The organism is Bradyrhizobium sp. CAR08 (assembly GCF_052871955.1).
This window is the reverse complement of sequence record NZ_JBIXJX010000001.1, coordinates 625739-646059: the sequence shown is the minus strand read 5'-3', so window position 1 is coordinate 646059 and position 20321 is coordinate 625739. Positions and strand designations below refer to the sequence as shown.

General features: G+C 63.2%; 21 protein-coding genes. 13 read left to right on the top strand and 8 right to left on the bottom strand.

Annotated features, from left to right (window positions below):
- The first annotated feature begins 26 nt into the window (after window positions 1–26).
- Window positions 27–380 (top strand): hypothetical protein, encoded by a 354-nt coding sequence (locus tag ACIPUD_RS02950; protein WP_446480081.1) that lies wholly within the window; start codon window positions 27–29, stop codon window positions 378–380.
- A gap of 10 nt (window positions 381–390) precedes the next feature.
- Here ACIPUD_RS02950 and ACIPUD_RS02945 read toward each other — a convergent pair whose 3' ends face one another.
- From ACIPUD_RS02945 to ACIPUD_RS02930, 4 genes are all read right to left on the bottom strand, one after another.
- Window positions 391–600 (bottom strand): hypothetical protein, encoded by a 210-nt coding sequence (locus ACIPUD_RS02945; protein WP_027566545.1) that lies wholly within the window; start codon window positions 598–600, stop codon window positions 391–393.
- A gap of 133 nt (window positions 601–733) precedes the next feature.
- A complete protein-coding gene (locus ACIPUD_RS02940) occupies window positions 734–1639 on the bottom strand; it encodes a hypothetical protein (RefSeq protein ID WP_446480080.1) in 906 nt (301 codons plus the stop codon).
- A 36-nt stretch (window positions 1640–1675) separates the two neighbouring features.
- Complete coding sequence (gene pqqA, locus ACIPUD_RS02935) at window positions 1676–1756, bottom strand: pyrroloquinoline quinone precursor peptide PqqA (protein WP_446480136.1); 81 nt, start codon at window positions 1754–1756, stop codon at window positions 1676–1678.
- A gap of 171 nt (window positions 1757–1927) precedes the next feature.
- Window positions 1928–2320, bottom strand: coding sequence for a calcium-binding protein (locus ACIPUD_RS02930; protein WP_446480079.1), 393 nt, complete (start codon window positions 2318–2320; stop codon window positions 1928–1930).
- Window positions 2321–2661: 341 nt separating this feature from the next.
- Between ACIPUD_RS02930 and ACIPUD_RS02925 the strand changes: the two genes are divergently transcribed.
- The 5 genes from ACIPUD_RS02925 (at window position 2662) to ACIPUD_RS02905 (ending at window position 7278) form a co-directional block, all read left to right on the top strand.
- A complete protein-coding gene (locus tag ACIPUD_RS02925; RefSeq protein WP_247475187.1) occupies window positions 2662–4326 on the top strand; it encodes a methanol/ethanol family PQQ-dependent dehydrogenase in 1665 nt (554 codons plus the stop codon).
- Between the two features lie 10 nt (window positions 4327–4336).
- The gene (locus tag ACIPUD_RS02920) at window positions 4337–4693 is read left to right on the top strand and encodes a c-type cytochrome (protein ID WP_247475188.1); all 357 of its coding nucleotides are present in this window, start codon (window positions 4337–4339) and stop codon (window positions 4691–4693) included.
- Window positions 4690–5619, top strand: coding sequence for a substrate-binding periplasmic protein (locus ACIPUD_RS02915; protein ID WP_247565373.1), 930 nt, complete (start codon window positions 4690–4692; stop codon window positions 5617–5619). The genes ACIPUD_RS02920 and ACIPUD_RS02915 overlap by 4 nt, the downstream gene beginning before the upstream one ends.
- 113 nt (window positions 5620–5732) lie before the next feature.
- The gene (locus ACIPUD_RS02910; RefSeq protein ID WP_085384845.1) at window positions 5733–6722 is read left to right on the top strand and encodes a Bug family tripartite tricarboxylate transporter substrate binding protein; all 990 of its coding nucleotides are present in this window, start codon (window positions 5733–5735) and stop codon (window positions 6720–6722) included.
- A gap of 130 nt (window positions 6723–6852) precedes the next feature.
- Window positions 6853–7278, top strand: a complete 426-nt coding sequence (locus tag ACIPUD_RS02905; protein WP_085350671.1) for a hypothetical protein — start codon at window positions 6853–6855, stop codon at window positions 7276–7278.
- Window positions 7279–7336: 58 nt separating this feature from the next.
- Here the strand turns inward: ACIPUD_RS02905 and ACIPUD_RS02900 are convergent, their stop codons facing one another.
- Entirely contained in the window at window positions 7337–8305 is a 969-nt protein-coding gene (locus ACIPUD_RS02900) for a helix-turn-helix domain-containing protein (protein WP_007601369.1), read from the bottom strand.
- A 513-nt stretch (window positions 8306–8818) separates the two neighbouring features.
- On the opposite strand from ACIPUD_RS02900, the gene xoxF5 reads away from it, so the two are divergent.
- The 7 genes from xoxF5 to ACIPUD_RS02865 all read left to right on the top strand — a co-directional run bounded on the left by xoxF5 (window position 8819) and on the right by ACIPUD_RS02865 (window position 16717).
- A complete protein-coding gene (gene xoxF5 / locus ACIPUD_RS02895; protein WP_018460306.1) occupies window positions 8819–10624 on the top strand; it encodes a lanthanide-dependent methanol dehydrogenase XoxF5 in 1806 nt (601 codons plus the stop codon).
- A gap of 109 nt (window positions 10625–10733) precedes the next feature.
- Window positions 10734–11222 carry a c-type cytochrome, methanol metabolism-related gene (locus ACIPUD_RS02890; protein WP_007601366.1) on the top strand — a complete coding sequence of 163 codons (489 nt, stop codon included), beginning with the start codon at window positions 10734–10736 and terminating at the stop codon, window positions 11220–11222.
- Between the two features lie 61 nt (window positions 11223–11283).
- Window positions 11284–12393, top strand: a complete 1110-nt coding sequence (locus ACIPUD_RS02885; protein ID WP_018460307.1) for an S-(hydroxymethyl)glutathione dehydrogenase/class III alcohol dehydrogenase — start codon at window positions 11284–11286, stop codon at window positions 12391–12393.
- A 33-nt stretch (window positions 12394–12426) separates the two neighbouring features.
- Window positions 12427–12990 (top strand): S-(hydroxymethyl)glutathione synthase, encoded by a 564-nt coding sequence (gene gfa, locus ACIPUD_RS02880; protein WP_018460308.1) that lies wholly within the window; start codon window positions 12427–12429, stop codon window positions 12988–12990.
- Window positions 12991–13632: 642 nt separating this feature from the next.
- Window positions 13633–14085, top strand: a complete 453-nt coding sequence (locus ACIPUD_RS02875; RefSeq protein WP_007601363.1) for a (2Fe-2S)-binding protein — start codon at window positions 13633–13635, stop codon at window positions 14083–14085.
- A 1-nt stretch (window position 14086) separates the two neighbouring features.
- Window positions 14087–16399, top strand: a complete 2313-nt coding sequence (locus ACIPUD_RS02870; RefSeq protein ID WP_085384846.1) for a xanthine dehydrogenase family protein molybdopterin-binding subunit — start codon at window positions 14087–14089, stop codon at window positions 16397–16399.
- Between the two features lie 57 nt (window positions 16400–16456).
- Window positions 16457–16717, top strand: coding sequence for a hypothetical protein (locus ACIPUD_RS02865; protein ID WP_018460310.1), 261 nt, complete (start codon window positions 16457–16459; stop codon window positions 16715–16717).
- A 305-nt stretch (window positions 16718–17022) separates the two neighbouring features.
- Here ACIPUD_RS02865 and ACIPUD_RS02860 read toward each other — a convergent pair whose 3' ends face one another.
- From ACIPUD_RS02860 to ACIPUD_RS02850, 3 genes are all read right to left on the bottom strand, one after another.
- The gene (locus ACIPUD_RS02860) at window positions 17023–18750 is read right to left on the bottom strand and encodes a methanol/ethanol family PQQ-dependent dehydrogenase (RefSeq protein ID WP_018460311.1); all 1728 of its coding nucleotides are present in this window, start codon (window positions 18748–18750) and stop codon (window positions 17023–17025) included.
- A gap of 116 nt (window positions 18751–18866) precedes the next feature.
- Window positions 18867–19526 (bottom strand): QcrA and Rieske domain-containing protein, encoded by a 660-nt coding sequence (locus ACIPUD_RS02855; RefSeq protein ID WP_446480078.1) that lies wholly within the window; start codon window positions 19524–19526, stop codon window positions 18867–18869.
- Window positions 19527–19790: 264 nt separating this feature from the next.
- Window positions 19791–20255, bottom strand: coding sequence for a group III truncated hemoglobin (locus tag ACIPUD_RS02850; protein ID WP_085350559.1), 465 nt, complete (start codon window positions 20253–20255; stop codon window positions 19791–19793).
- Between the last annotated feature and the right edge of the window lie 66 nt (window positions 20256–20321).

Sequence of the window (20321 nt, the reverse complement as noted above, 5' to 3'; positions counted from 1 at the left end):
AACGACATCTTCGCGGGAGGGTCATCATGCGGCGTACGCTGATTGCGATCGGCATCCTGTTGGTTGCGATGCCGGGCGCGGCGCTCGCCCAGGCCAAGGGCAAGGGTATCCGGCTCTGGAATCTGACGACGGAGGCGATCTCCGGCTTCCAGCTCTCCCCGGCCGGGAAGACCGAGTGGGGGCCGAACCAGTGCCTGAACGACAAAGACAAGGAGGTCGACCACGACGAGCGGCTGCGCATCACCGGCGTCGAGCCCGGCCGCTACGACGCCAGGGTCAGCTATCCCAATGCGCGGCAATGCATCGTGCGCGACATCGAGATCAAGGCGGATGCGGTGTTCTCGATCGCCGACAAGGATCTGAAGGACTGCACGAAATAACGCCGGCGACTCACGCTTTGTCGTTCGGGTGAGGATATTCGCAGCGCCACCGCACTGCCTGCCACTTCGGATGGTCGCCAACCCATTGCGCGATATAGGGCGGGGCAGCCATCGCGCATTGCGTCGGCGACCCCGCATAGTTGAACACCAGATGCTGCTCCTCGCAGGTCGCAGGCGAGAGCACCGCACACACAGTCACCACCAGGTCGATCGGATTCATGCCGGGATCCTCGCAGAGGCGATGAAGATTAGCACAAAAGATTACGTTCCCAGGAGCGGGAAGTTTCAATCCTGCCGCGCGAAATGGAGCGGGAATTGCCCCCGTCGCCTCTCCCCGCAACCGGGAGCGAGCGCTAGAAATTGACCCCAAACACCAGCCTCGCCTGATGGCGCTCGAAATTGACGAGGTCAAGATTTCCACCCGATCCGGCCGGACGGCCCCAGGCCTGCATGCTCCAGCTCATGGTCAGGCGCGAGCGCTCGGAAAGCTGGAAGTAAGCGGTCGGACCGACGAAGAGGGCCTGGCCTGCGAACTCGCCGAGGCCGATGCCTTCGTACTGCCGGAAGTAGCGCACCTCGCCGCCGAGCAGCACATCGGGCCGCACGCGCACGAGGCCCGCGAAGGCCGCGCCGATGGTTGAGCTCTTTTCGGACAACCCCGCCATCTCGAAGCGCGCCCATTCGGGTTGATAGATCAGGTTGAGCGCCCCGATGGCGAAGTTCGGGATCAGTTCGCGATCGAAGGCGAGCGTGAAATCGGTACCGTACATCCGCCCTTTTGCGCCAGAGGTCTCGTCGATGCGGTCGCCATGGAGTTCGGCGGCGACGGTCAACCCGAATGGCGCGCGCTCGCGATCGAGCAGGCGATAGCGCAGGTCGAGCGAAGCGCCCTGAAAATTGAACTGGCGGCGGTCGCCGATGTCGGGGACGCCGGTGATGTCGTGCAGGGTGGCGGTGCCGCCGACCTCGATGCGGAAGTTCGGCAGCGGCACGATCTCGATCTCGACCTCCTGCGAGAGGGCGCGATAGGTCCCGCCGCCTTTGCCGAATCGTCCTGTCGTCTGGGTCTGGAATTCGCGCTCGCCGGGATTGCCGACATCGGTGCCGATCATGAAGCCGAAGATGTGCTCGGTATCGAAGCCCTCTTCGGCGCTGACGCATGCCGGCGCGAGCGCGACGGTGCAGGCGGCTATGGTACAGAATGTAAGGGCTCTCGCGCGCATCCCCGACACTACCACGGCTTCGACGGTGGTTGCCATCGAAGCCGCGGCAGGTCGTCAGTCTTACTTGTGGTCTTACTTGCGCAAAGCGCAGGCGTACATGTTGATTTCCATGCCGACCGGCACTTCCAAGATCTTCGGAGCTTTCCAGGCCATTCGGGGACTCCCAAGGGATTGAGCGCGACATCGCGCCGGCCAAAACCTAGGGCTGCGTCAGGCACAGCGCAAGTCTGGAATCGCGCCGTTGACACAGCGAACTGTCGCATCGCGCTTGCAAATTTCTCTCTCGGGCAACTCGCCTTCGCTCCCAGTCAAGCGGCGCGGTTCTCACCGCAACAAGCGCAGCAGCGCGCGGCCGGCGCGCGAGTTCAGCTCCTTCGGATCCAGCGTTCCATCCTTGTCGGGATTCGCCGCGTTGAAGCGCTGCTCCACCACGGAGAGATATTCGTCGAGCGTGAGAGTCCCGTCGCGATCGGGATCGGCGGCGGCGAGTTCTTTCGCCGTTAACCGTCCGCGCAATTCGCGGGCGTCGAGCGTACCGTCGTGATCGGGATCAAGCTTGGCGAACAACGCGGCCGCCGCCTTCTTCACCTCGGCAAGATCGAGCGTGCCGTCATGGTCGGTATCGAACGTCTTGACAGCATTGCCGGAGGCCGACCATGCCGGACCGGACAGCAGTGCAATCGTGAGCGCAAGTGCAACAGAGCGACGCGACATCATGAAAACCTCCCTCACCAAGAGCTCCGATTCGAGCCGGATCGAAAGGACATAAGTCCACAAGCGAGCGTCGATTCAAGCCCCGAATTGCAGCCTGCGCCCGTACAACTTGCGGAACCCGTCGGTCCGACAGCTGTCGTCGCGCACGCGCCCTGCTCCATGCCGCGGAATTTCTTCAGCGCCTGCGCACAAGTGAGAGTTGCTTGTCAGGTTTCCGTCAGGTGACCGGCTTCCGGCCGCCAACATTCCGGCATCGCAATTACGACTTTCGTATTGACGCGTTTTGCATTCGGGCGGAGTGTTGCTGTCGCAGCGTCAATAGGCGCGCATATTGGGAGGGACGGATGAAACGCTTTGCGATGGCCGCGAGCCTCGTCATGCTTGCATCGACTTGTGCAAGTGCACAAACCAGCGAGCAGCTGGTCAAAGGCGCGACCGATACATCGAACGTTCTCAACTACGGGATGGGCTACAATCTTCAGCGTTTCTCGACGCTGAACCAGATCAACAAGGACAGCGTCAAGAACCTTGTCCCGGTCTGGAACTACTCTTTCAACGACGATCGCAGCGAGGAATCGCAGCCGCTGGTGTACCAGGGCGTGATCTACGTGACGTCGCACAACGCGACCATGGCGGTCGACGCCAAGACCGGCAAGCAGATCTGGAAATCCAAGGTCGAGTATCCTGCCGAAACGCCGCGCATCGTCTGCTGCGGCATCATCAATCGCGGCGCCGCACTCTATGACGGCAAGGTATTCCGCACCACGCTCGACGCCCACGTGATCGCGCTCGACGCCAAGGACGGCAAGGAGCTGTGGCGGCAGAAGGCCGCCGACATCAAGGAAGGCTATTCGATGACGGTGGCACCGTTGGTCGCCGACGGCGTCGTGATCACCGGCATCTCCGGCGCCGAGTTCGGCATCCGCGGCTTCATCGACGGCTGGGATCCGGCAACGGGCAAGCACCTGTGGCGCACCCATTCGATCCCCTCCCCGGACGAGCCCGGCGGCGACACCTGGAAGGGCGATACCTGGAAGCTCGGCGGTGGCTCGACCTGGATTACGGGCTCCTATGATCCCGAGCTGAACACGGTTTATTGGGGTATCGGCAATCCCGGCCCGTTCAATTCCGCAGTGCGCCCGGGCGACAACCTCTACACCTGCTCCGTGCTGGCGATGGATCCCAAGACGGGCAAGATCAAGTGGCACTACCAGTTCTCGCCGAACAATCCGTTCGACTATGACAGCGTGGCCGAGATGGTCCTCGCCGACATGAACGTCGAGGGCAAGCCGACCAAGGTGTTGATGGACGCCAACCGCAACGGCTTCTTCTACGTGCTCGACCGCACCAACGGAAAGCTGCTCGCGGCCAATCCTTACGTGAAGGTCAACTGGGCGACCGGAATCGACATGAAGACGGGCCGGCCGATCGAGACCGATGTCAGCAAGGACGCGCGCGAGGGCAAGAAGGTCGTTGTCTTTCCGTCGCTGCTCGGAGGCAAGAACTGGGAGCCGATGTCCTTCAACCCGCAGACCGGGCTCGCCTACGCCAACACGCTCGCCTTCGGCGGGCACTACAAGACGGAGCCCGTCACCTTCAAGCAGGGTGAATGGTATCTGGGAATGGACCTCACCGACCTCTGGGAATGGGGTGATGGTCCGCGCGGGCATCTGAAGGCGATCGACCCCATGACCGGCAAGGCGAAGTGGGAAGCACCAAGCGACATCCCGCGCTTCTCGGGCGTGCTGTCGACCGCGGGTGGCGTCGTGTTCTCGGGCGCGCTGACCGGCGAGTTCGAGGCCTTCGACGCCGACACCGGCAAGAAGCTCTGGCAGTTCCAGACCGGCTCGGGCATCGAGGGACAACCGGTGACCTGGCAGCAGGACGGCGTGCAGTATGTCGCCGTGACGAGCGGGTACGGCGGCGTCTACTCGATCTTCTCCGGTGACGAGCGGCTTGCCACGGTACCGGCTGGGGGCTCGCTGTGGGTTTTTGCGGTCAAGCAGTAGCCACGGCACGATGCTGAAAGAGGTGACGTACAGGACGGTGGCGATCCTCGCCACCGTCGCGGTGCTGACGGTCGCGCTTGCGGCGACCGTTCGTGCCGCGGATGATTCAACCGGCAATCCTGTGCAGGCGCAGATCGACCACGGCAAGTCGACCTATGCCGAGAAATGCTCGCACTGCCACGGCCCCAACATGATGAACCCCGGCACCATCACGCCGGACCTGCGCGCCTTCCCCGACGACAAGACGCGCTTCGTCACCACCGTGAAGAACGGCAAGAACAACAAGATGCCGCCCTGGGCCGACATTCTCAGCGACGAGGAGATCGGGAATCTCTGGGCCTTCATCTCGAGCCGGAGAAAACCATGAGGCGCTGGCTGGCCGCTTGGAGCATTGCCGCGATCCTCGCGGCGACGGCCGCCACTGCACGCGCGGCCGACGATCCGCTCAAGATTTGCCTCGACGAGGACAGGCCGCCGCTCTCGGTGCATCACAAGGGCAAGCCGGGCTCGGGTTTCGACGTGTTGCTGGCACAAGCGATCGCCGATCGGCTCGGACGACCGCTCACGATCCAGTGGTTCGAGAGCAAGCTGGACGAGGATTCGAGCCCGCAGCTCGAGGCCAATGCGCTGCTGTCCGACGGACGCTGCTCGCTCGTCGGCGGCTACGCGCTGACGACAGACTCCCTCGTCAAGCCCGGCATGAAAACGGCGCGCCTGCCGGATTTTGCCGGCGCCACGCGCGACGACAGGCGCCGCCGCGTCGCGCTCGGCGTGCTCGCGCCGAGCCAGCCCTATGTCTACTCGCCGATGACGGTCGTGCTCGGGCCGAAGGCGCGGGGTCGCAACATCGGCGATATCGGAGATCTCGCCGGCCTGCGCCTCGTCATCGAGAGCGGCTCGCTCGGCGATGCGATCCTCATGACCTTCGACAAGGGGCGCCTGATCGACGACATCACGCATCTCGTCCCCGGCCGCGATGATCTCCTCGGCGCACTTGCCCGTGGCGATTATGACGCGACGCTGATCGACCTCGGCCGCTTCGACGCCCATCGCGCCGCGCACCCCGACACGGCGATCACCGCGTCCGGCTATTACTATCCGATCGGGGCCAATCGCGGCTATGTCGGGCTGGCCAGCGATCCCGCACTGCTCGACGCCGTCAACAAGGCGCTGACCGGGCTTGCTGCCGAGGGCAAGATCGCCGAATTCGGCACACAGGCGGGGCTGAGCTATCTGCCGCCGCGGGAGCCTGCGATCCTTGGCGACGTCTGGTTGAAGATCATTCAGCGCTAGTGGACAGCTGGCGCACCCAGCGCGGCCCTTCGAATGCGCCAATCTGTCTCGCCAGCCACCCATGGCAGAGGCGACCCGATGCAGTACCGTCGGCGACAACCCGGGAGAGAATCATGTCCGCAAAACTCGATCGCCGCCGCTTCATCGCCGCCGGCACCACCACACTCGCGATGCCTTTCGTCTCGCGTGGCGCCTCGGCGCAGGCTGCGTGGCCATCGCGGCAGATCCGCATGATTTGCAGCTATCCCGCCGGCGGACAGACCGATCTGCTCGCGCGCGCCTATGGTGAATTCATTGCCAAGCAGGTCGGAAAGACCGTCGTCGTCGAGAACAAGCCCGGTGCCGCCGGCGCGATCGGGACGGCGGAGGTCGCCCGCGCAGAGCCCGACGGCCACACAATCCTGTGCTCGATCTCGACCACCTACATCATGAACCGGGTGGTGATGAAGACTCCCGGCTACGACATGGACAAGGATTTGACGCTGGTCAGCGTCATTCCGGGCGCCGGCCTGTTGCTGGTGGCGAACCCGAAAACCGGCGTCAAGACGCTGGAGGATTTCGTCGCCTTTGCGCGCAAGAGCGGCAAGGTCAACTTCGGCACCTATAGCGCGGGCTCGGCCCCGCATATGACGGTCCACGAGCTCAACAAGCAGTATGGCCTTGCCATCGAGCCGATCCACTATCGCGGCGAAGCCCCGATGTGGACGGGCATGCTGGAAGGTACGCTCGATGTGGCCATGGGCAGCTACACCGCAGCGCAATCGGTCTTGCAAAGCGATCGCGGCACCGTGTTCGCGGTGCATTCGAAGAAGGTCGACGCCATCCCTGATATCAAGACCCTCCCCGAGCAGGGCGCGACGTCGAAATTCTTCACCGTCAGCGGCTTCTCCGGTTGGGCCGTGCCGAAAGCGACACCGCAGCCGGTCGTGGACCGCCTGGCGGAGCTTTGCGTCGCTGCCAACAGCGATCCGAAGGTGAAGGAGGTTCTCAACACGTTCGTGCTCGAACCCGCGATCGGCTTCAAGGAAACCAACGCCCTGTATCAGCGCGAGCTGCCGATCTGGATCGAGAGCGCGCGATCGCTCGGCCTCGAACCCGCCTGAACCGCGAGGCATGACGCCCTTCGCAGCGCGGCATCCGACCAAAGCCTAGTGCCGGAAGCGCATTTTCCCGCTATGATTGTGCGACGCTGGCGGGAAGGTCTCGCCGGCGCGGACGAGAAAGGCCGATCCCATGACACCGGATGGCGTTGCCGTAGCCGTCATGATCATCCTACTCTTTCCGATGGGCTATTTCACCCTGGCGTCTCCGGCCTTCCTGCTGGTGAAGCTGGATATCCAGCCCGTCGCCCAGCTTTTGCGCGGAATGTTCAATGCGCATTTTCTGGTGATGCGCGTTGCCGGAATCATCGGAGCGGTCGCTTTCCTGCTCGACGGTCGTCTGGTCGCAGCGATGGGCGTTGGCCTCCTTGCAGCCTTGGCGATCTATGGGCGCCGCTGGTTCATGCAACAGATGGACGAACAGCTCAGCGCCAGGGACGCCGGCGATGCCGAGGCCCCGCGCCGGCTACGCCGACTGCATTGGAGTGGAATGCTGGGCAACGCGGTGTTGCTCGTCGCTCTCCTGACCAGCATTCCCTACATCGCCATATCGGCATGAGAGACATCGCGGGCGCGTGACGGTCAACCGTCGCGTCGACTCCGAACCTGGCGTTTGCCTAGTGCTCGTCCGCCGCAACCGCGCCCTGTTGCGCCTTGTGGATCGAGGACGGCACTACGCCGAAATATTTCCGGAACACCCGGCTGAAATGCGATGAGCTGGAGAAGCCCCAGGAGAACGCGACGTCGGTAATGGTCTTGCCGGCGTGGGCCTCGAGCTCCTGGCGGCAATTCTGAAGACGCGCCTGCCAGATGTAGTCGCTCACCGTGGTGCCGCGCTCCGAGAACAGCATGTGCAGATAACGCTTGGAGCAGCCCAGTTCGCCGGAGATCTGGTCGATGCACAGATCCGGATCGCGCAAATGCTCGCGGATGAAGAATTGCGCGCGCACATAGGTCGCTTCGGGTCCGACGCGATCGAGCATCGTGTCGGCCTCGCGCAGCGGCAGCAGCAAGAGGTCGATCAGCGAATCGGCGACGCCGACCGCACTGTTCGCCGACAGCTTGGCCGCCTCGTCGAAGGTCGCATGGACGAAATCATGGGCGATGCGCCCCGTCCCCGTGCGTGAGGTCAATTTGCAGGCGGGCATTCGCTGCGACGGGAATCCACGGTCGCGCAGCAGCGCCTTCGGCACGATCACCACGTCATGGCGCGTGAAAGCGGGACTGATGATCGAATGCGGACAGGAGACGTCATAGGCGATGATGTCGCCCGGGTTCAGCTCGATGTGGCGGCCTTCCTGCTCGAAATAGGACACGCCGTAAGTCTGGAAGTGGATCTTGATATACGGGTGTTCATTGGCCTTGGCGCGCGCCAGCGTGTGCGCGATGCGATGTTGGCTGACCTCGATCTGGCAGAGCTTCAGACGCGAGACGCTGGTGTAGTCGATGCGGCCTTCGAGCGAAGACGCTTCCAGCGGATCGACGTCGAAATGCCCACACAGGCTGGTCAGCCCGTCGATCCAGCTTTGGATCTGACGTTTCGGCGTCATGCCCGTCGTCGAGAGCGTGTGAATCGTGTCGGACATTAATCCAGCCACTGGTTTGATCCGGAGATTTGACGCGAATCGCGAGCCGCGCTGCCGGAGCCCTGAACCGTGATTGCGTGACGTTTACCTCGATTTTGAGCGATCTTCTAGAACGAGCGCCATCGTTCCATTGCCACCCTTGTAAGTTAATCCTCCGCCTTAGTTGCAGCGCCGTCAAGGGGAACCTGAGCGGTGAAGGCGCTGCCAAAGCGTTGCGGAAGCCGCTGAATTCGCTACTGCAAAATCAAAAACTTCCGACCCGTGCGCTGTCAAGCAAACCAGCTTCTCTCTTGGGCAAGTTTCCCGATGACGAAGTCGTTAGGGATTGTATCAGGAACAACAAGAACGGGCCGCTCCGCACGTGGACCCGTGGCTCTCATCAGGAGGAGGAAACACCACAGCATCGTTTCTGGTCCCAATCGTGACCGCCCTGCACGAGCAGACGCCGGACGAAAAGCCCGGCGATTAAGCAATGCTTCGGAAACAATAAACGAGACCAATGGAGGAATGACTATGCGCAAGGTACTACTCGCGGCCTATCTTGGCTCCGCGGCGGCTCTCGCCGTCGGCAGCGCGTCGGCCAACGACGAAGTGCTCAAGATGTCGCAGAACCCGAAAGACTGGGTGATGCCGACCGGCGACTACGCCAACACCCGCTATTCCAAGCTGAACCAGATCAACGCACAAAACGTAGGCAAGCTCCAGGTCGCCTGGACCTTCTCGACCGGCGTGCTGCGCGGCCACGAAGGCGGCCCGCTGATCATCGGCAACATGATGTACGTCCACACGCCGTTCCCAAACAAGGTCTACGCTATTGACCTTTCCAATGAGAACAAGATCGTCTGGAAGTACGAGCCGAAGCAGGATCCGAACGTAATCCCAGTGATGTGCTGCGACACGGTCAACCGCGGCCTGGCCTATGGCGACGGCAAGATCTTCCTGCATCAGGCCGACACCACGCTCGTCGCGCTCGATGCCAAGAGCGGTCAGGTGGCATGGACCGCGAAGAACGGCGACGCCAGCAAGGGCGAGACCGGTACTTCGGCCCCCATGGTCGTCAAGGACAAGGTGCTGATCGGCATCTCCGGCGGCGAGTTCGGTGTTCAAGCCCATATGACCGCCTACGACATCAAGACGGGCAAGCTGGCTTGGCGCGGCTACTCTGAAGGACCGGACGATCAGATCCTGGTCGACGCAGAGAAGACCACCGCACTCGGCAAGCCGGTCGGCAAGGACTCGAGCCTGAAGACCTGGCAAGGCGATCAGTGGAAGATCGGCGGCGGCGCCACCTGGGGCTGGATCTCCTACGACCCCGAGCTGAACCTCGTCTATTACGGGTCGGGCAATCCCTCGACCTGGAATCCGAAGCAGCGTCCCGGCGACAACAAATGGTCGATGACGATCTGGGCTCGCAACCCTGACACCGGCCAGGCCAAGTGGGTTTATCAGATGACGCCCCACGACGAGTGGGACTATGACGGCGTCAACGAGATGATCCTCTCGGACCAGGCCATCAACGGCCAGCCGCGCAAGCTGCTGACGCATTTCGATCGTAACGGCCTCGGCTACACGCTCGATCGCGCCACCGGTGAGCTTCTGGTCGCCGAAAAGTACGATCCGAAGGTGAACTGGACCTCCGGCGTCGACATGGACAAGAACTCGCCGACCTACGGCCGCCCGAAGGTGCTCGATGCAGCTTCGACCGACAAGGCGGGCGAGGACCACAACGTGAAGGGCATCTGCCCGGCCGCGCTCGGCACCAAGGACGAGCAGCCGGCAGCCTACTCGCCGGACACGCAGCTGTTCTACGTTCCGACCAACCACGTCTGCATGGACTACGAACCGTTCAAGGTGAGCTACACCGCGGGTCAGCCCTACGTGGGCGCAACGCTCTCGATGTATCCGCCACAGGGTGAAACCCACATGGGCAACTTCATCGCCTGGGACGGCAAGACCGGCAAGATCGTCTGGTCGAACAAGGAGCAGTTCTCGGTCTGGTCGGGTGCGCTCGCAACCGCGGGCAACGTGGTGTTCTACGGAACGCTCGAAGGCTACCTGAAGGCAGTCGACGCCAAGACCGGCAAGGAGCTCTACAAGTTCAAGACTCCCTCCGGCATCATCGGCAACGTCACCACCTATGAGAACGGCGGCAAGCAGTATGTCGCAGTGCTCTCCGGCGTGGGCGGCTGGGCCGGCATCGGTCTGGCGGCAGGCCTGACCGATCCGACCGCCGGTCTCGGCGCCGTCGGTGGCTACGCGGCGCTCAGCAACTACACGGCACTCGGCGGTACGCTGACCGTGTTCTCGCTGCCCAACTAGGCCTCTCAGCATCGCTCCGGCGCGTGGATCAACTCCACGCGCCGGCTCGTCTCACCGAATGCCTTCCGAGGAAAATCTCTTGCGTAAAATCTGCTCTGCCATTGCTGCGATGTTCTTGGTCGCGTCCGGGGGAATTGCCGTCGCTGACGGATCAGGTGACCCGACTGCCGTCAAGCAGAACGAAACCGGCGAATGGTCCGACAAGGAAGGCAACCCAACCTACAAGATCACCGACGGATCCGTCGACTGGTACACCTATTCCGGATACCGCCGCTATCACTCGGATTGCCATGTGTGTCACGGCCCGGACGGCATGGGCTCGACCTACGCCCCGGCGTTGAAGGATTCGCTGAAGACGATGAGCTATGCCGATTTTCTCGGCGTCGTCGCCTCCGGCCGCAAGAACATCTCGACTGCTGCAGAGAACGTGATGCCGGCCTTCGGCGATAACCCGAACGTCGCCTGCTACATGGACGATCTCTACGTCTACCTGCGCGCCCGCTCCAACGAGGCCTGGGGCCGCACAAGACCCGGCAAGCACGAGGACAAGAACGACGCCTATACCAAGAACGAAGATTCGTGCATGGGCAAGAAATGAACGTGCGGAGCCCGACCAGGACCTGGATCTGGGCGCCCTGCTGGAATTTAAGGAGCTTAAGATGAAGACACGTGCCGCCGTCGCTTTCGAAGCCAAGAAGCCGCTCGAGATCGTCGAAGTCGATCTGGAAGGACCAAAGGTCGGCGAAGTCCTGGTCGAGATCAAGGCGACGGGCATCTGCCATACCGACGCCTACACGCTCGACGGCTTCGACAGCGAGGGAATTTTCCCGTCGATCCTGGGCCATGAGGGCGCGGGCATCATCCGCGAGATCGGTGCTGGCGTGACCTCGGTGAAGCCGGGCGACCATGTCATCCCGCTCTACACGCCGGAATGCCGGCAATGCAAAAGCTGCCTCAGCCAGAAGACCAACCTCTGCACCGCGATCCGCGCGACGCAGGGCAAAGGCGTGATGCCCGATGGTACCAGCCGATTCTCCTACAAAGGCAAGCCGATCTACCACTACATGGGCTGCTCGACCTTCTCGAACTTCACCGTGCTGCCGGAGATCGCGGTCGCCAAGATCCGCGAGGACGCGCCGTTCGACAAGAGCTGCTACATCGGCTGCGGCGTCACCACGGGCGTCGGCGCCGTCGTTAACACCGCCAAGGTCGAGCCGGGCTCCAACGTGGTCGTGTTCGGCCTCGGCGGCATCGGCCTGAACGTGATCCAGGGCGCCAAGATGGCTGGCGCGGACAAGATCATCGGCGTCGACATCAACGACTCCAAGGAGGAATGGGGACGCCGGTTCGGCATGACCGACTTCGTCAATCCCAAGAAGATCACCGGCGACATCGTCCCGCATCTCGTGACCCTGACCGACGGCGGCGCCGACTATACCTTCGACTGCACCGGCAACACCACAGTGATGCGCCAGGCGCTGGAAGCCTGCCATCGCGGCTGGGGCACCTCGATCATCATCGGCGTTGCCGAATCCGGCAAGGAGATCGCGACCCGCCCGTTCCAGCTCGTCACCGGGCGAAACTGGCGCGGCACCGCCTTCGGCGGCGCGCGGGGCCGCACCGACGTGCCGAAGATCGTCGACTGGTACATGAACGGAAAGATCCAGATCGACCCGATGATTACCCACACGCTCAAGCTCGAAGACATCAACAAAGGCTTCGACCTGATGCATGAGGGCAAGTCCATCCGTTCAGTCGTCGTGTTCTAGTTCGAAAAGCGTCACCCCAAGGAGGATCGACCCATGACTGTTGCACTCCATCCCTCGATCGATAACGGCATCAAACAGGGCAGCGGCAGCTTCGCCGGCGGCACGCTCGCATGCAAATGCAAGGACCATCAGGTCAAGGTCGCCGTCAAGGGCGACGTCGCGCATAATCACGCCTGTGGCTGCACCAAGTGCTGGAAACCGCAGGGGGCGAATTTCTCCGTCGTCGCCGTGGTACCCCGCCAGAACGTCACCGTGCTCGAGAACGGCGACAAGCTCCAGATCGTCGATCCATCGGCGACGATCCAGCGCTACGCCTGCAAGGCCTGCGGCACGCACATGTACGGCCGCATCGAGAACAAGGATCACCCGTTCTACGGCCTCGACTTCATCCACCCCGAACTGTTCCAGGAGCAGGGTTCGCAGGCGCCGCAATTCGCCGCCTTCGTCTCGTCGGTGATCGAATCGGGCGTGAAGCCGGAGCAGATGGGCGGAATACGGGCTCGGTTCAAGGAGCTTGGACTTGAGCCCTATGACTGCCTGTCACCGGCGCTGATGGACGCGATCGCGACCCACGTGGCGAAAGCCAAGGCCGCTTAAGCAAAGGCCGCCTGAGCAAAGGTCGCCTGACGTTTGCTGCGCCCCGTCCGCTCGCGTTCCACCACACCCAGCGAGCGGACGGAGCCGGCCCGGGACAATCGCGGCGATGCCGCCGCTTTTCAACTGCACTTGTGTGGGGACCGTCAACTCCCTCAGTCCTGGTCTCTGAATGACTGCGCAGGGCCGCCGGCTTCCGGCTTGAAGTCCGCGGCCTGCGTTTCTCCCTCCCTCGACTGAGGCATCCTGCTTCGTCCGCACAGGTCTTCTGGCGGACGAAGCTCTTTTTTTAGTGCGCCCATCTCGAGAGGCGCGCGGCGCGATGGGGCGCCCTGCTTTTGACAAACCTTCGTTGCAATCTTTTCCCGTCGAGAACAGCTGATTGGAAAACACTTGGCTGTGAACGCCAGACCGAAGCGATCCTGCTACGATCGCGTCGTGACGATGCCGCGCGAAATTCAATAATCAAGAACACGACGGGAGGTATCGAGCACATCCGGACATGACATTGGCATTCCTCTGAGTCCTGCCGGGATCTGCCCGCGCGGGAGGACGGCTGGAACGCGACGCCGCGCAGCGGGCGTTCCACCGACCGGCATCTGGAAAATCTGAAATCGGCAAGCTTATGAAGAGCGAGGGACGATCATGATCAAGGTGAAGATCAATGGCCAGGAACAGAGCTGGGACGGCGACCCGGATCTCCCGCTACTCTGGTTCCTGCGCGACGAGGCCGGGCTGACCGGCACCAAGTTCGGCTGTGGCCAGGCCCTGTGCGGCGCCTGCACCGTTATCGTCGACAAGGAAGCCGTGCGCGCCTGCATCACGTCGATCAACGACGTCGCCGGCCGCGAGATCACGACGATCGAGGGACTGCATCCGAACGGCGATCACCCGGTGCAGAAGGCCTGGCGTCAGGTCAACGTACCCCAGTGCGGCTTCTGCCAGGCGGGCCAGATCATGCAGGCGGCTGCGCTGCTGATGGACAACCCGAAGCCGTCGCACGACCAGATCCGCGAGGCGATGTCCGGCAACATCTGCCGCTGCGGCTGCTACCAGCGCATCGAGAATGCGGTCCATCTCGCATCGACGGGAGTGTGACATGAATTTCATCGACAACCCGAAGAAGCTTCGTGGCTTCGAGAAGAACATCAAGGTCGAGAAGGTTTCGCGCCGCAGCATCCTGAAGGGGCTCGGCATCACCGGCGGCTTTGTGCTCGCGGCGCCCGTGATGTCGCGCCAGGCGTTCGCCTACGAGACCGGCGCCGGCAAGATGCCGCACGGCGTCGTGGTCGATCCGCGCGTATTCGTCGCGGTCGCGCCCGACGGCACCGTCACCATCCTCGCCCACCGCGCCGAGATGGGAACGGGCGTGCGCACCAGCCTGCCGCTGATCGTGGCCGAGGAGATGGAAGCCGACTGGTCACGGGTCAAGGTGGAACAGGCCCATGGCGACGAGGTCAAGTTCGGCAACCAGGACACCGACGGCTCGCGCAGCACGCGGCATTATCTGATGCCGATGCGCCAGATCGGTGCCTCCGCCCGTACCATGCTTGAGCAGGCCGCCGCGAAACGCTGGGGTGTGCCGGCAACCGAGGTCAAGGCCGTCAATCACGAAGTCGTCCACAGCGCGACGAGCCGCAAGCTCGGGTTCGGCGAGCTCGCAGCCGACGCTGCCAAGGAGTCGGTCCCGAGCATCGAAGGGCTCAAGCTGAAGGACCCCAAGGACTTCCGCTATCTCGGCAAGGGCCAGATCGGCATCGTCGATCTCCATGACATCACCACCGGCAAAGCGCGTTACGGCGCCGACGTGCGGCTGCCTGGCATGAAGTATGCCGTGATCGCGCGCCCGCCGGTGACCGGCGGCAAGTTGGTCTCGTTCGATCCGGACGCGGCGTTGAAGGTCCCCGGTGTCGAAAAGGTGATGGAGGTGCGCGGCTGGCCGTGGCCGTCGAAATTCCAGCCGCTCGGCGGCGTTGCCGTGATCGCGCGCAATACCGGCGCGGCGATCAAGGGTCGCGACGCGCTGAAGCTGACCTGGGACGATGGCGCCAACGGCAAATACGATTCCGTCGCCTACCGCAAGGAGCTCGAGGAGGCCTCGCGCAAGCCGGGCCTTGTGGTGCGCCAGGAAGGCGATGCCGAGGCTGCTCTGAAGGGCGCCGACAAGGTCGTCGTCGGCGAATATTATCTGCCGCATCTTGCTCATGTCAGCATGGAGCCGCCGGTGGCGGTCGCCGACGTCAAGGGCGACAAGGCGGAGATCTGGGCGCCGGTGCAAAGCCCGGGCGGTACGCGCGAGGACGTCGCGAAGACGCTCGGCATTCCCGAGGGCAATGTCACCGTCAACGTCACGCTGCTCGGCGGCGGTTTCGGCCGCAAGTCGAAATGCGACTTTGCGCTCGAGGCCGCGTTGCTGTCGAAGGAGCTCGGCGTACCCGTCAAGGTGCAGTGGACGCGCGAGGACGACGTCCGCCACGATTTCCTGCACACGGTCTCCGTGGAACGGATCGAGGCGGGGCTCGACAAGAGCGGCAAGGTGATCGCCTGGCGCCATCGCAGCGTGGCCCCGAGCATCGCCTCGACGTTCGCGGCGGGTGCAAAGCATGAGGCGCCCTTCGAGCTCGGCATGGGCCTCGTCGACATGCCGTTCGAGATCGCTAACATCTCCTGCGAGAACCCGGAAGCCGCGGCGTTCACCCGCATCGGCTGGTTCCGCTCGGTCTCGAACATCCCGCGCGCCTTCGCGGTCCAGTCGATGGTGGGCGAGATCGCCCATGCGACCGGCCGCGACCAGAAGGAGACGCTGCTCGCGCTGATCGGGAGCCCGCGCATCGTCAAGCCCGCCGTGAAGGACATGTGGAACTACGGCGAGCCCTTGGACAGCTATCCGATCGACACCGCGCGCCTGCGCAAGGTGGTCGAGCTGGTCGCCGAGAAGGGCGAATGGGGCCGTCAAGTGCCGAAGGGCCATGGCCTCGGCATCGCCGTGCACCGCAGCTTCGTCAGCTATATCGCGACCATCGTCGAGGTGGCCGTCGACGACAAGGGCAAGCTGGCGGTGCCGCGGGTGGACACCGCCATCGACTGCGGCACCTATGTCAACCCCGAGCGCATCGCCTCCCAGATCGAGGGCGCGGCGATCATGGGGCTCAGTCTCGCCAAATACGGCGAGATCACCTTCAAGGACGGCAAGGTGCAGCAGAAGAACTTCGACGACTTCCAGGTCCTCAGGATCGACGAATCCCCTGCCGTGACCAACGTCTACATCGTGCCGCCAGGACCCGACACGCCGCCGAGCGGCGTGGGCGAGCCTGGCGTCCCGCCATTCGCGCCGGCGCTGATGAACGCCATCTTCGCCGCGACCGGAAAGCGCATCCGCAGCCTTCCGCTCGGCAAGCAATTGGAAGCGTAAAGGCGGGAACACAAGGCGGCCTCGCGCCGTTTGCATCGATCTGACAGGAGCAGATCGATGACCCATATCCCAAAGGCGCTCGCAGTCTCGTTGCTGTCGAGCGCCTTTCTTTTGACGGCCACTGGCGCATACGCCCAGAGCAACACCACGCCGCCGACAACGGCGACGCGCCCCAGCACGCCGGACCAGAACTCGCTGCCCAACGCCAATGCCACGCCGCCCTCGACCACCCAGACTACCGGGCAGCACAATCCCGATCCCAAGGTTCGCGAGATGAACCAGAAGGAAAAGGACAAGGTCGAGCGCGAGGGGAAGTAGCGATCTGAGCATCGGCGTTTTGACATCGCGATTATCGGCTCTACTTCTTCGCCGAAGCGCATCGATGTGCCCTCTTTCCTTGCGGGAGAGGGCAGCGACGCCAGTTGCCACGATCACGCGTGGGTGGGGGGTATGCCGCGCGGGTCCGCACATTGAGACGCGCGGATAGAACCCCTCATCCGGCGCTTCGCGCCACCTTCTCCCGCAGGGGAAGAAGGGACAACGCCCACGCAAAATGCGGCGGACGTTGCCGTCCGCCGCATTTGCCCCCTGACACTCCGCTTCTTTCGATCCGCCAGCGGAGCCTATTTCTTCAGCGCGAACACCCAGATCACGCCGCCCTGCGGCACGTTGGCTTCGATGCCGATATTGTTGGTCACGAGGGCATCCTGGATGCGCTGCGCATCCACGCCCCATCCCGACTGGATCGCGATGTATTGCGTACCGTCGATCTCATAGGACACCGGCATGCCCATGATACCGGAGTTGGTCTTCTGCTCCCACAGCAGCTCGCCACTCTTGGCGTTGAAGGCGCGGAAGTTGCGGTCGTTGGTGCCGCCCACGAAGACGAGATCGCCCGCGGTCGCCGTCACCGATCCGAACAGCTGCGATTTCGGGAAGTTGTGTTGCCACATCTTCTTGCCCGTAACGGGGTCCCAGGCCTGGAGCTCGCCGAAATGATCCGCCCCGGGCTTCGTCTTCAGCCCGATGTCCTCCGGCTTGGTGCCGAGCCAGAGTTCGCCGGGCTTGAGCGGAACCTTCTCGCCGGTGAACCCGCCGCAGAAATTCTCGTTGGCGGGCACGTAGACGAGGCCGGTCTTCTGGCTGTAGGCCGCCGAGGGCCAATCCTTGCCGCCCCACAGCGACGGACAGAACTCCACGCGCTTGCCGACCATCGGCTTGTGCGCGGGATCGACGATCGGCCTGCCACTCTCGGCGTCGATGCCCTTCCAGACGTCGGTGGAGACGAACGGCCAACCGGCGACGTAGTTGATCTTGGTCGGCGTGCGCTCGAGTATCCAGAAGATCGCATCGCGTCCCGGATGGACCAGGCTCTTGATGTTGCGACCGTCGCGTTGCAGGTCGATCAACATCGGCGCTTCGACCTCATCCCAATCCCAGGAATCGTTCTGGTGATACTGATGATAGGTCTTGATCTTGCCGGTGTTCGGATCGAGCGCGAGCACCGACGAGGTATAGAGATTGTCGCCCGGATGCATCTCGCCGGGCCAGGGCGCGGCGTTGCCTACGCCCCAATAGATCGTCTTGGTGTCCTTGTCGTAATTGCCGGTCATCCAGGCCGAGCCGCCGCCGTTCTTCCAGTCCTCGCCCTGCCAGGTGTCGTGGCCGGGTTCGCCTTCGCCCGGAATCGTATAGGTCCGCCAGAGCTCCTTGCCGTCCTTGGCGTCATAGGCGGCGACATAGCCGCGCACGCCGAACTCGCCGCCGGAGCCGCCCACGATGACCTTGCCGTCGACGATCAGCGGCATCAGGGTCATGTACTGGCCCTTCTTGTAATCCTGAACCTTGGTGTCCCACACCACCTTGCCGGTCTTGGCGTCGAGCGCGACGACATGGTCGTCGGTGGTGGCCAGATAGAGCTTGTCCTCCCAGAGGCCGACGCCGCGACTGGTCGGATGCAACTGGAACAGGTCGTCGGGGAGCTGCCGCTTGTAGCGCCAATATTCGTCGCCGGTCTTGGCGTTCAGCGCGATCACCTGGCCCATCGGGGTCGCCACGAACATCACGCCGTTGTTGACGATCGGCGGCGCCTCGTGACCTTCGACCACACCGGTCGCGAAAGTCCAGACCGGGGTGAGGTTCTTCACATTCGAGGTGTTGATCTGGTCGAGCGGGCTGTAGCCCTGCCCGTCATAGGTCCGCCGGTAAAGCATCCAGTTGGCGGGCTCCGGGTTTTCCAACCGCTGCGCGGTAACCGGCGCGTAGTTCTCGATCGGGCCTGACATGGCGGCGGTCGATGCAAGACACGTGAAGGCGACGAAGCCGGACAGTAACCATTGCTTCCTGGTCATGGACGTTCCCCTTTTTTATCCGTTTGAATTCTTGTTTTGAATTCTTGTCGTTCGTCCCGTCGTCCGCCAATCGGCGGATGCGGCCTCTCGTGACGCGGGCACAACCCGCACGCCCATCATCCCGGCTGCGCGCCACCTACCTTTCCGATGAAGTTTCCGGCGACGCTGAGCGAGCCGTCAGCCAGCGCCAGCGCCAGCGGCAGCGCAGCGAGCCGTCGCGGCGCCGGCCCGAACACGACCTGTGCGCCCGCGCGAGGATCGTATTCGGAGTTGTGGCACATGCATTTGAGCACTTCCTTGTCGCCGACATCGCTCTTCACCCAGGCCGTGACAGGACAGCCGGCATGCGAGCAGATTGCCGAATAGGCGAGGATGCCGTCGACAGCGCGCGCTTTCGTCTGCTCGTCGAGCTCGGTGGGGTCAAGGCGGATGATCAGAATCTCATTGAGGCGCGAGGCGCTGCGCACGACCGATGTCTTCGGATCTTTCGGCCAGGCATGCACCGGCGGTCCGCCGGCCGACAGAGCGGCCGCGGTGACGGGCTTTCCCTCCTGATCGCCTTCGGAGAACACGAGCAGATCGCCCTTCTGAGGCCGTTCGTCGGAGCCGGGCGCATCCTCGCCCGCGTGGACCTGCGTGGAACAGGCGAGGCACGCCGTGGTGGCCAGCGCATTCATCAACAGCGCCCGCCGGGTTTGCTCCGTGCAGGTGTCAGCGTCGGATTCCGCTGTGTTGTCGGAGGATGAAGAGGATGTGTTGAACGATGCACGCGACATGCCCGCAAGCAGGCGCTGGAACTCTGCCGAAAAAAAGGCAAAGATTTTTTCCCGCAGTGCATCACATGGTTATGCTCGCACTGATTGAACGCGAACACGCGCATTTACGCGCATTTTTCTAATTGCAACGTCACGCTACGCGACCGGCATGATGATTTTGCAGATCAGATCAATGCTGCCGGTATTGGTGCAATGCGCCGACGCTCGGCGCCATCGTAGCGCCATCAGCGCGGCTGCGCATTTCTCAGGCAGGCGTTTTGTGTTCTAGGAGCGGAGCACGTGACGCGGCGCAGCGATACGTCCGGCCAACGTTGCCGACGCCATCTCAAAACTGTCGGCGATGCGGCGCGCCCTGTCGATGAAGAGCGCGGCTGCCGGCGGCGGGCAGACCTCGCGCGCCGTCTGTTCGAACAAATCGAGCCAGCGGTCGAAATGATCCCCGATCAGGTTCAGTGGAATATGCGCCCGCATCGGTGAACCATGGTAGCGGCCGCTCATCAGCACGACCGACGACCAGAAATCCCGGAGCTTGGCCAGGTGCTCGTCCCAATTCTGCACGATCGCGAACACCGGCCCCAGCAGCTCATCCTCGCGCACGCGCCCGTAGAAGCGGGTGACGAGTTCCCCGATCATCTCTTCGGTGATCCCCGTGCGCTCGATTGCATCCTGGGTCAGCAAATTCCGCCGCGCGGTCGCAGCCTCGCGCTCGGTCTTCAGTCGATCCGACATGTCCCTTGTTATCCGTTCCGTTGTTCCCGCAGGCCGCCCGTTCGACATTGTCGGGCCGATTGCGCG

What these genes read in the sequence shown, in the direction of transcription:
- ACIPUD_RS02915 (WP_247565373.1), top strand. Translation starts at nt 4,690, where the DNA reads ATGAGGCGCTGGCTGGCCGCTTGGAGCATTGCCGCGATCCTCGCGGCG.
- ACIPUD_RS02875 (WP_007601363.1), top strand. Translation starts at nt 13,633, where the DNA reads ATGATCAAGGTGAAGATCAATGGCCAGGAACAGAGCTGGGACGGCGAC.
- ACIPUD_RS02860 (WP_018460311.1), bottom strand. Translation starts at nt 18,750, where the DNA reads ATGACCAGGAAGCAATGGTTACTGTCCGGCTTCGTCGCCTTCACGTGT.
- gfa (WP_018460308.1), top strand. Translation starts at nt 12,427, where the DNA reads ATGACTGTTGCACTCCATCCCTCGATCGATAACGGCATCAAACAGGGC.
- ACIPUD_RS02925 (WP_247475187.1), top strand. Translation starts at nt 2,662, where the DNA reads ATGAAACGCTTTGCGATGGCCGCGAGCCTCGTCATGCTTGCATCGACT.
- ACIPUD_RS02900 (WP_007601369.1), bottom strand. Translation starts at nt 8,305, where the DNA reads ATGTCCGACACGATTCACACGCTCTCGACGACGGGCATGACGCCGAAA.
- pqqA (WP_446480136.1), bottom strand. Translation starts at nt 1,756, where the DNA reads ATGGCCTGGAAAGCTCCGAAGATCTTGGAAGTGCCGGTCGGCATGGAA.
- ACIPUD_RS02865 (WP_018460310.1), top strand. Translation starts at nt 16,457, where the DNA reads ATGACCCATATCCCAAAGGCGCTCGCAGTCTCGTTGCTGTCGAGCGCC.
- ACIPUD_RS02885 (WP_018460307.1), top strand. Translation starts at nt 11,284, where the DNA reads ATGAAGACACGTGCCGCCGTCGCTTTCGAAGCCAAGAAGCCGCTCGAG.
- ACIPUD_RS02945 (WP_027566545.1), bottom strand. Translation starts at nt 600, where the DNA reads ATGAATCCGATCGACCTGGTGGTGACTGTGTGTGCGGTGCTCTCGCCT.
- xoxF5 (WP_018460306.1), top strand. Translation starts at nt 8,819, where the DNA reads ATGCGCAAGGTACTACTCGCGGCCTATCTTGGCTCCGCGGCGGCTCTC.
- ACIPUD_RS02950 (WP_446480081.1), top strand. Translation starts at nt 27, where the DNA reads ATGCGGCGTACGCTGATTGCGATCGGCATCCTGTTGGTTGCGATGCCG.
- ACIPUD_RS02890 (WP_007601366.1), top strand. Translation starts at nt 10,734, where the DNA reads ATGTTCTTGGTCGCGTCCGGGGGAATTGCCGTCGCTGACGGATCAGGT.
- ACIPUD_RS02870 (WP_085384846.1), top strand. Translation starts at nt 14,087, where the DNA reads ATGAATTTCATCGACAACCCGAAGAAGCTTCGTGGCTTCGAGAAGAAC.
- ACIPUD_RS02850 (WP_085350559.1), bottom strand. Translation starts at nt 20,255, where the DNA reads ATGTCGGATCGACTGAAGACCGAGCGCGAGGCTGCGACCGCGCGGCGG.
- ACIPUD_RS02910 (WP_085384845.1), top strand. Translation starts at nt 5,733, where the DNA reads ATGTCCGCAAAACTCGATCGCCGCCGCTTCATCGCCGCCGGCACCACC.
- ACIPUD_RS02855 (WP_446480078.1), bottom strand. Translation starts at nt 19,526, where the DNA reads ATGTCGCGTGCATCGTTCAACACATCCTCTTCATCCTCCGACAACACA.
- ACIPUD_RS02930 (WP_446480079.1), bottom strand. Translation starts at nt 2,320, where the DNA reads ATGATGTCGCGTCGCTCTGTTGCACTTGCGCTCACGATTGCACTGCTG.
- ACIPUD_RS02920 (WP_247475188.1), top strand. Translation starts at nt 4,337, where the DNA reads ATGCTGAAAGAGGTGACGTACAGGACGGTGGCGATCCTCGCCACCGTC.
- ACIPUD_RS02940 (WP_446480080.1), bottom strand. Translation starts at nt 1,639, where the DNA reads ATGGCAACCACCGTCGAAGCCGTGGTAGTGTCGGGGATGCGCGCGAGA.
- ACIPUD_RS02905 (WP_085350671.1), top strand. Translation starts at nt 6,853, where the DNA reads ATGACACCGGATGGCGTTGCCGTAGCCGTCATGATCATCCTACTCTTT.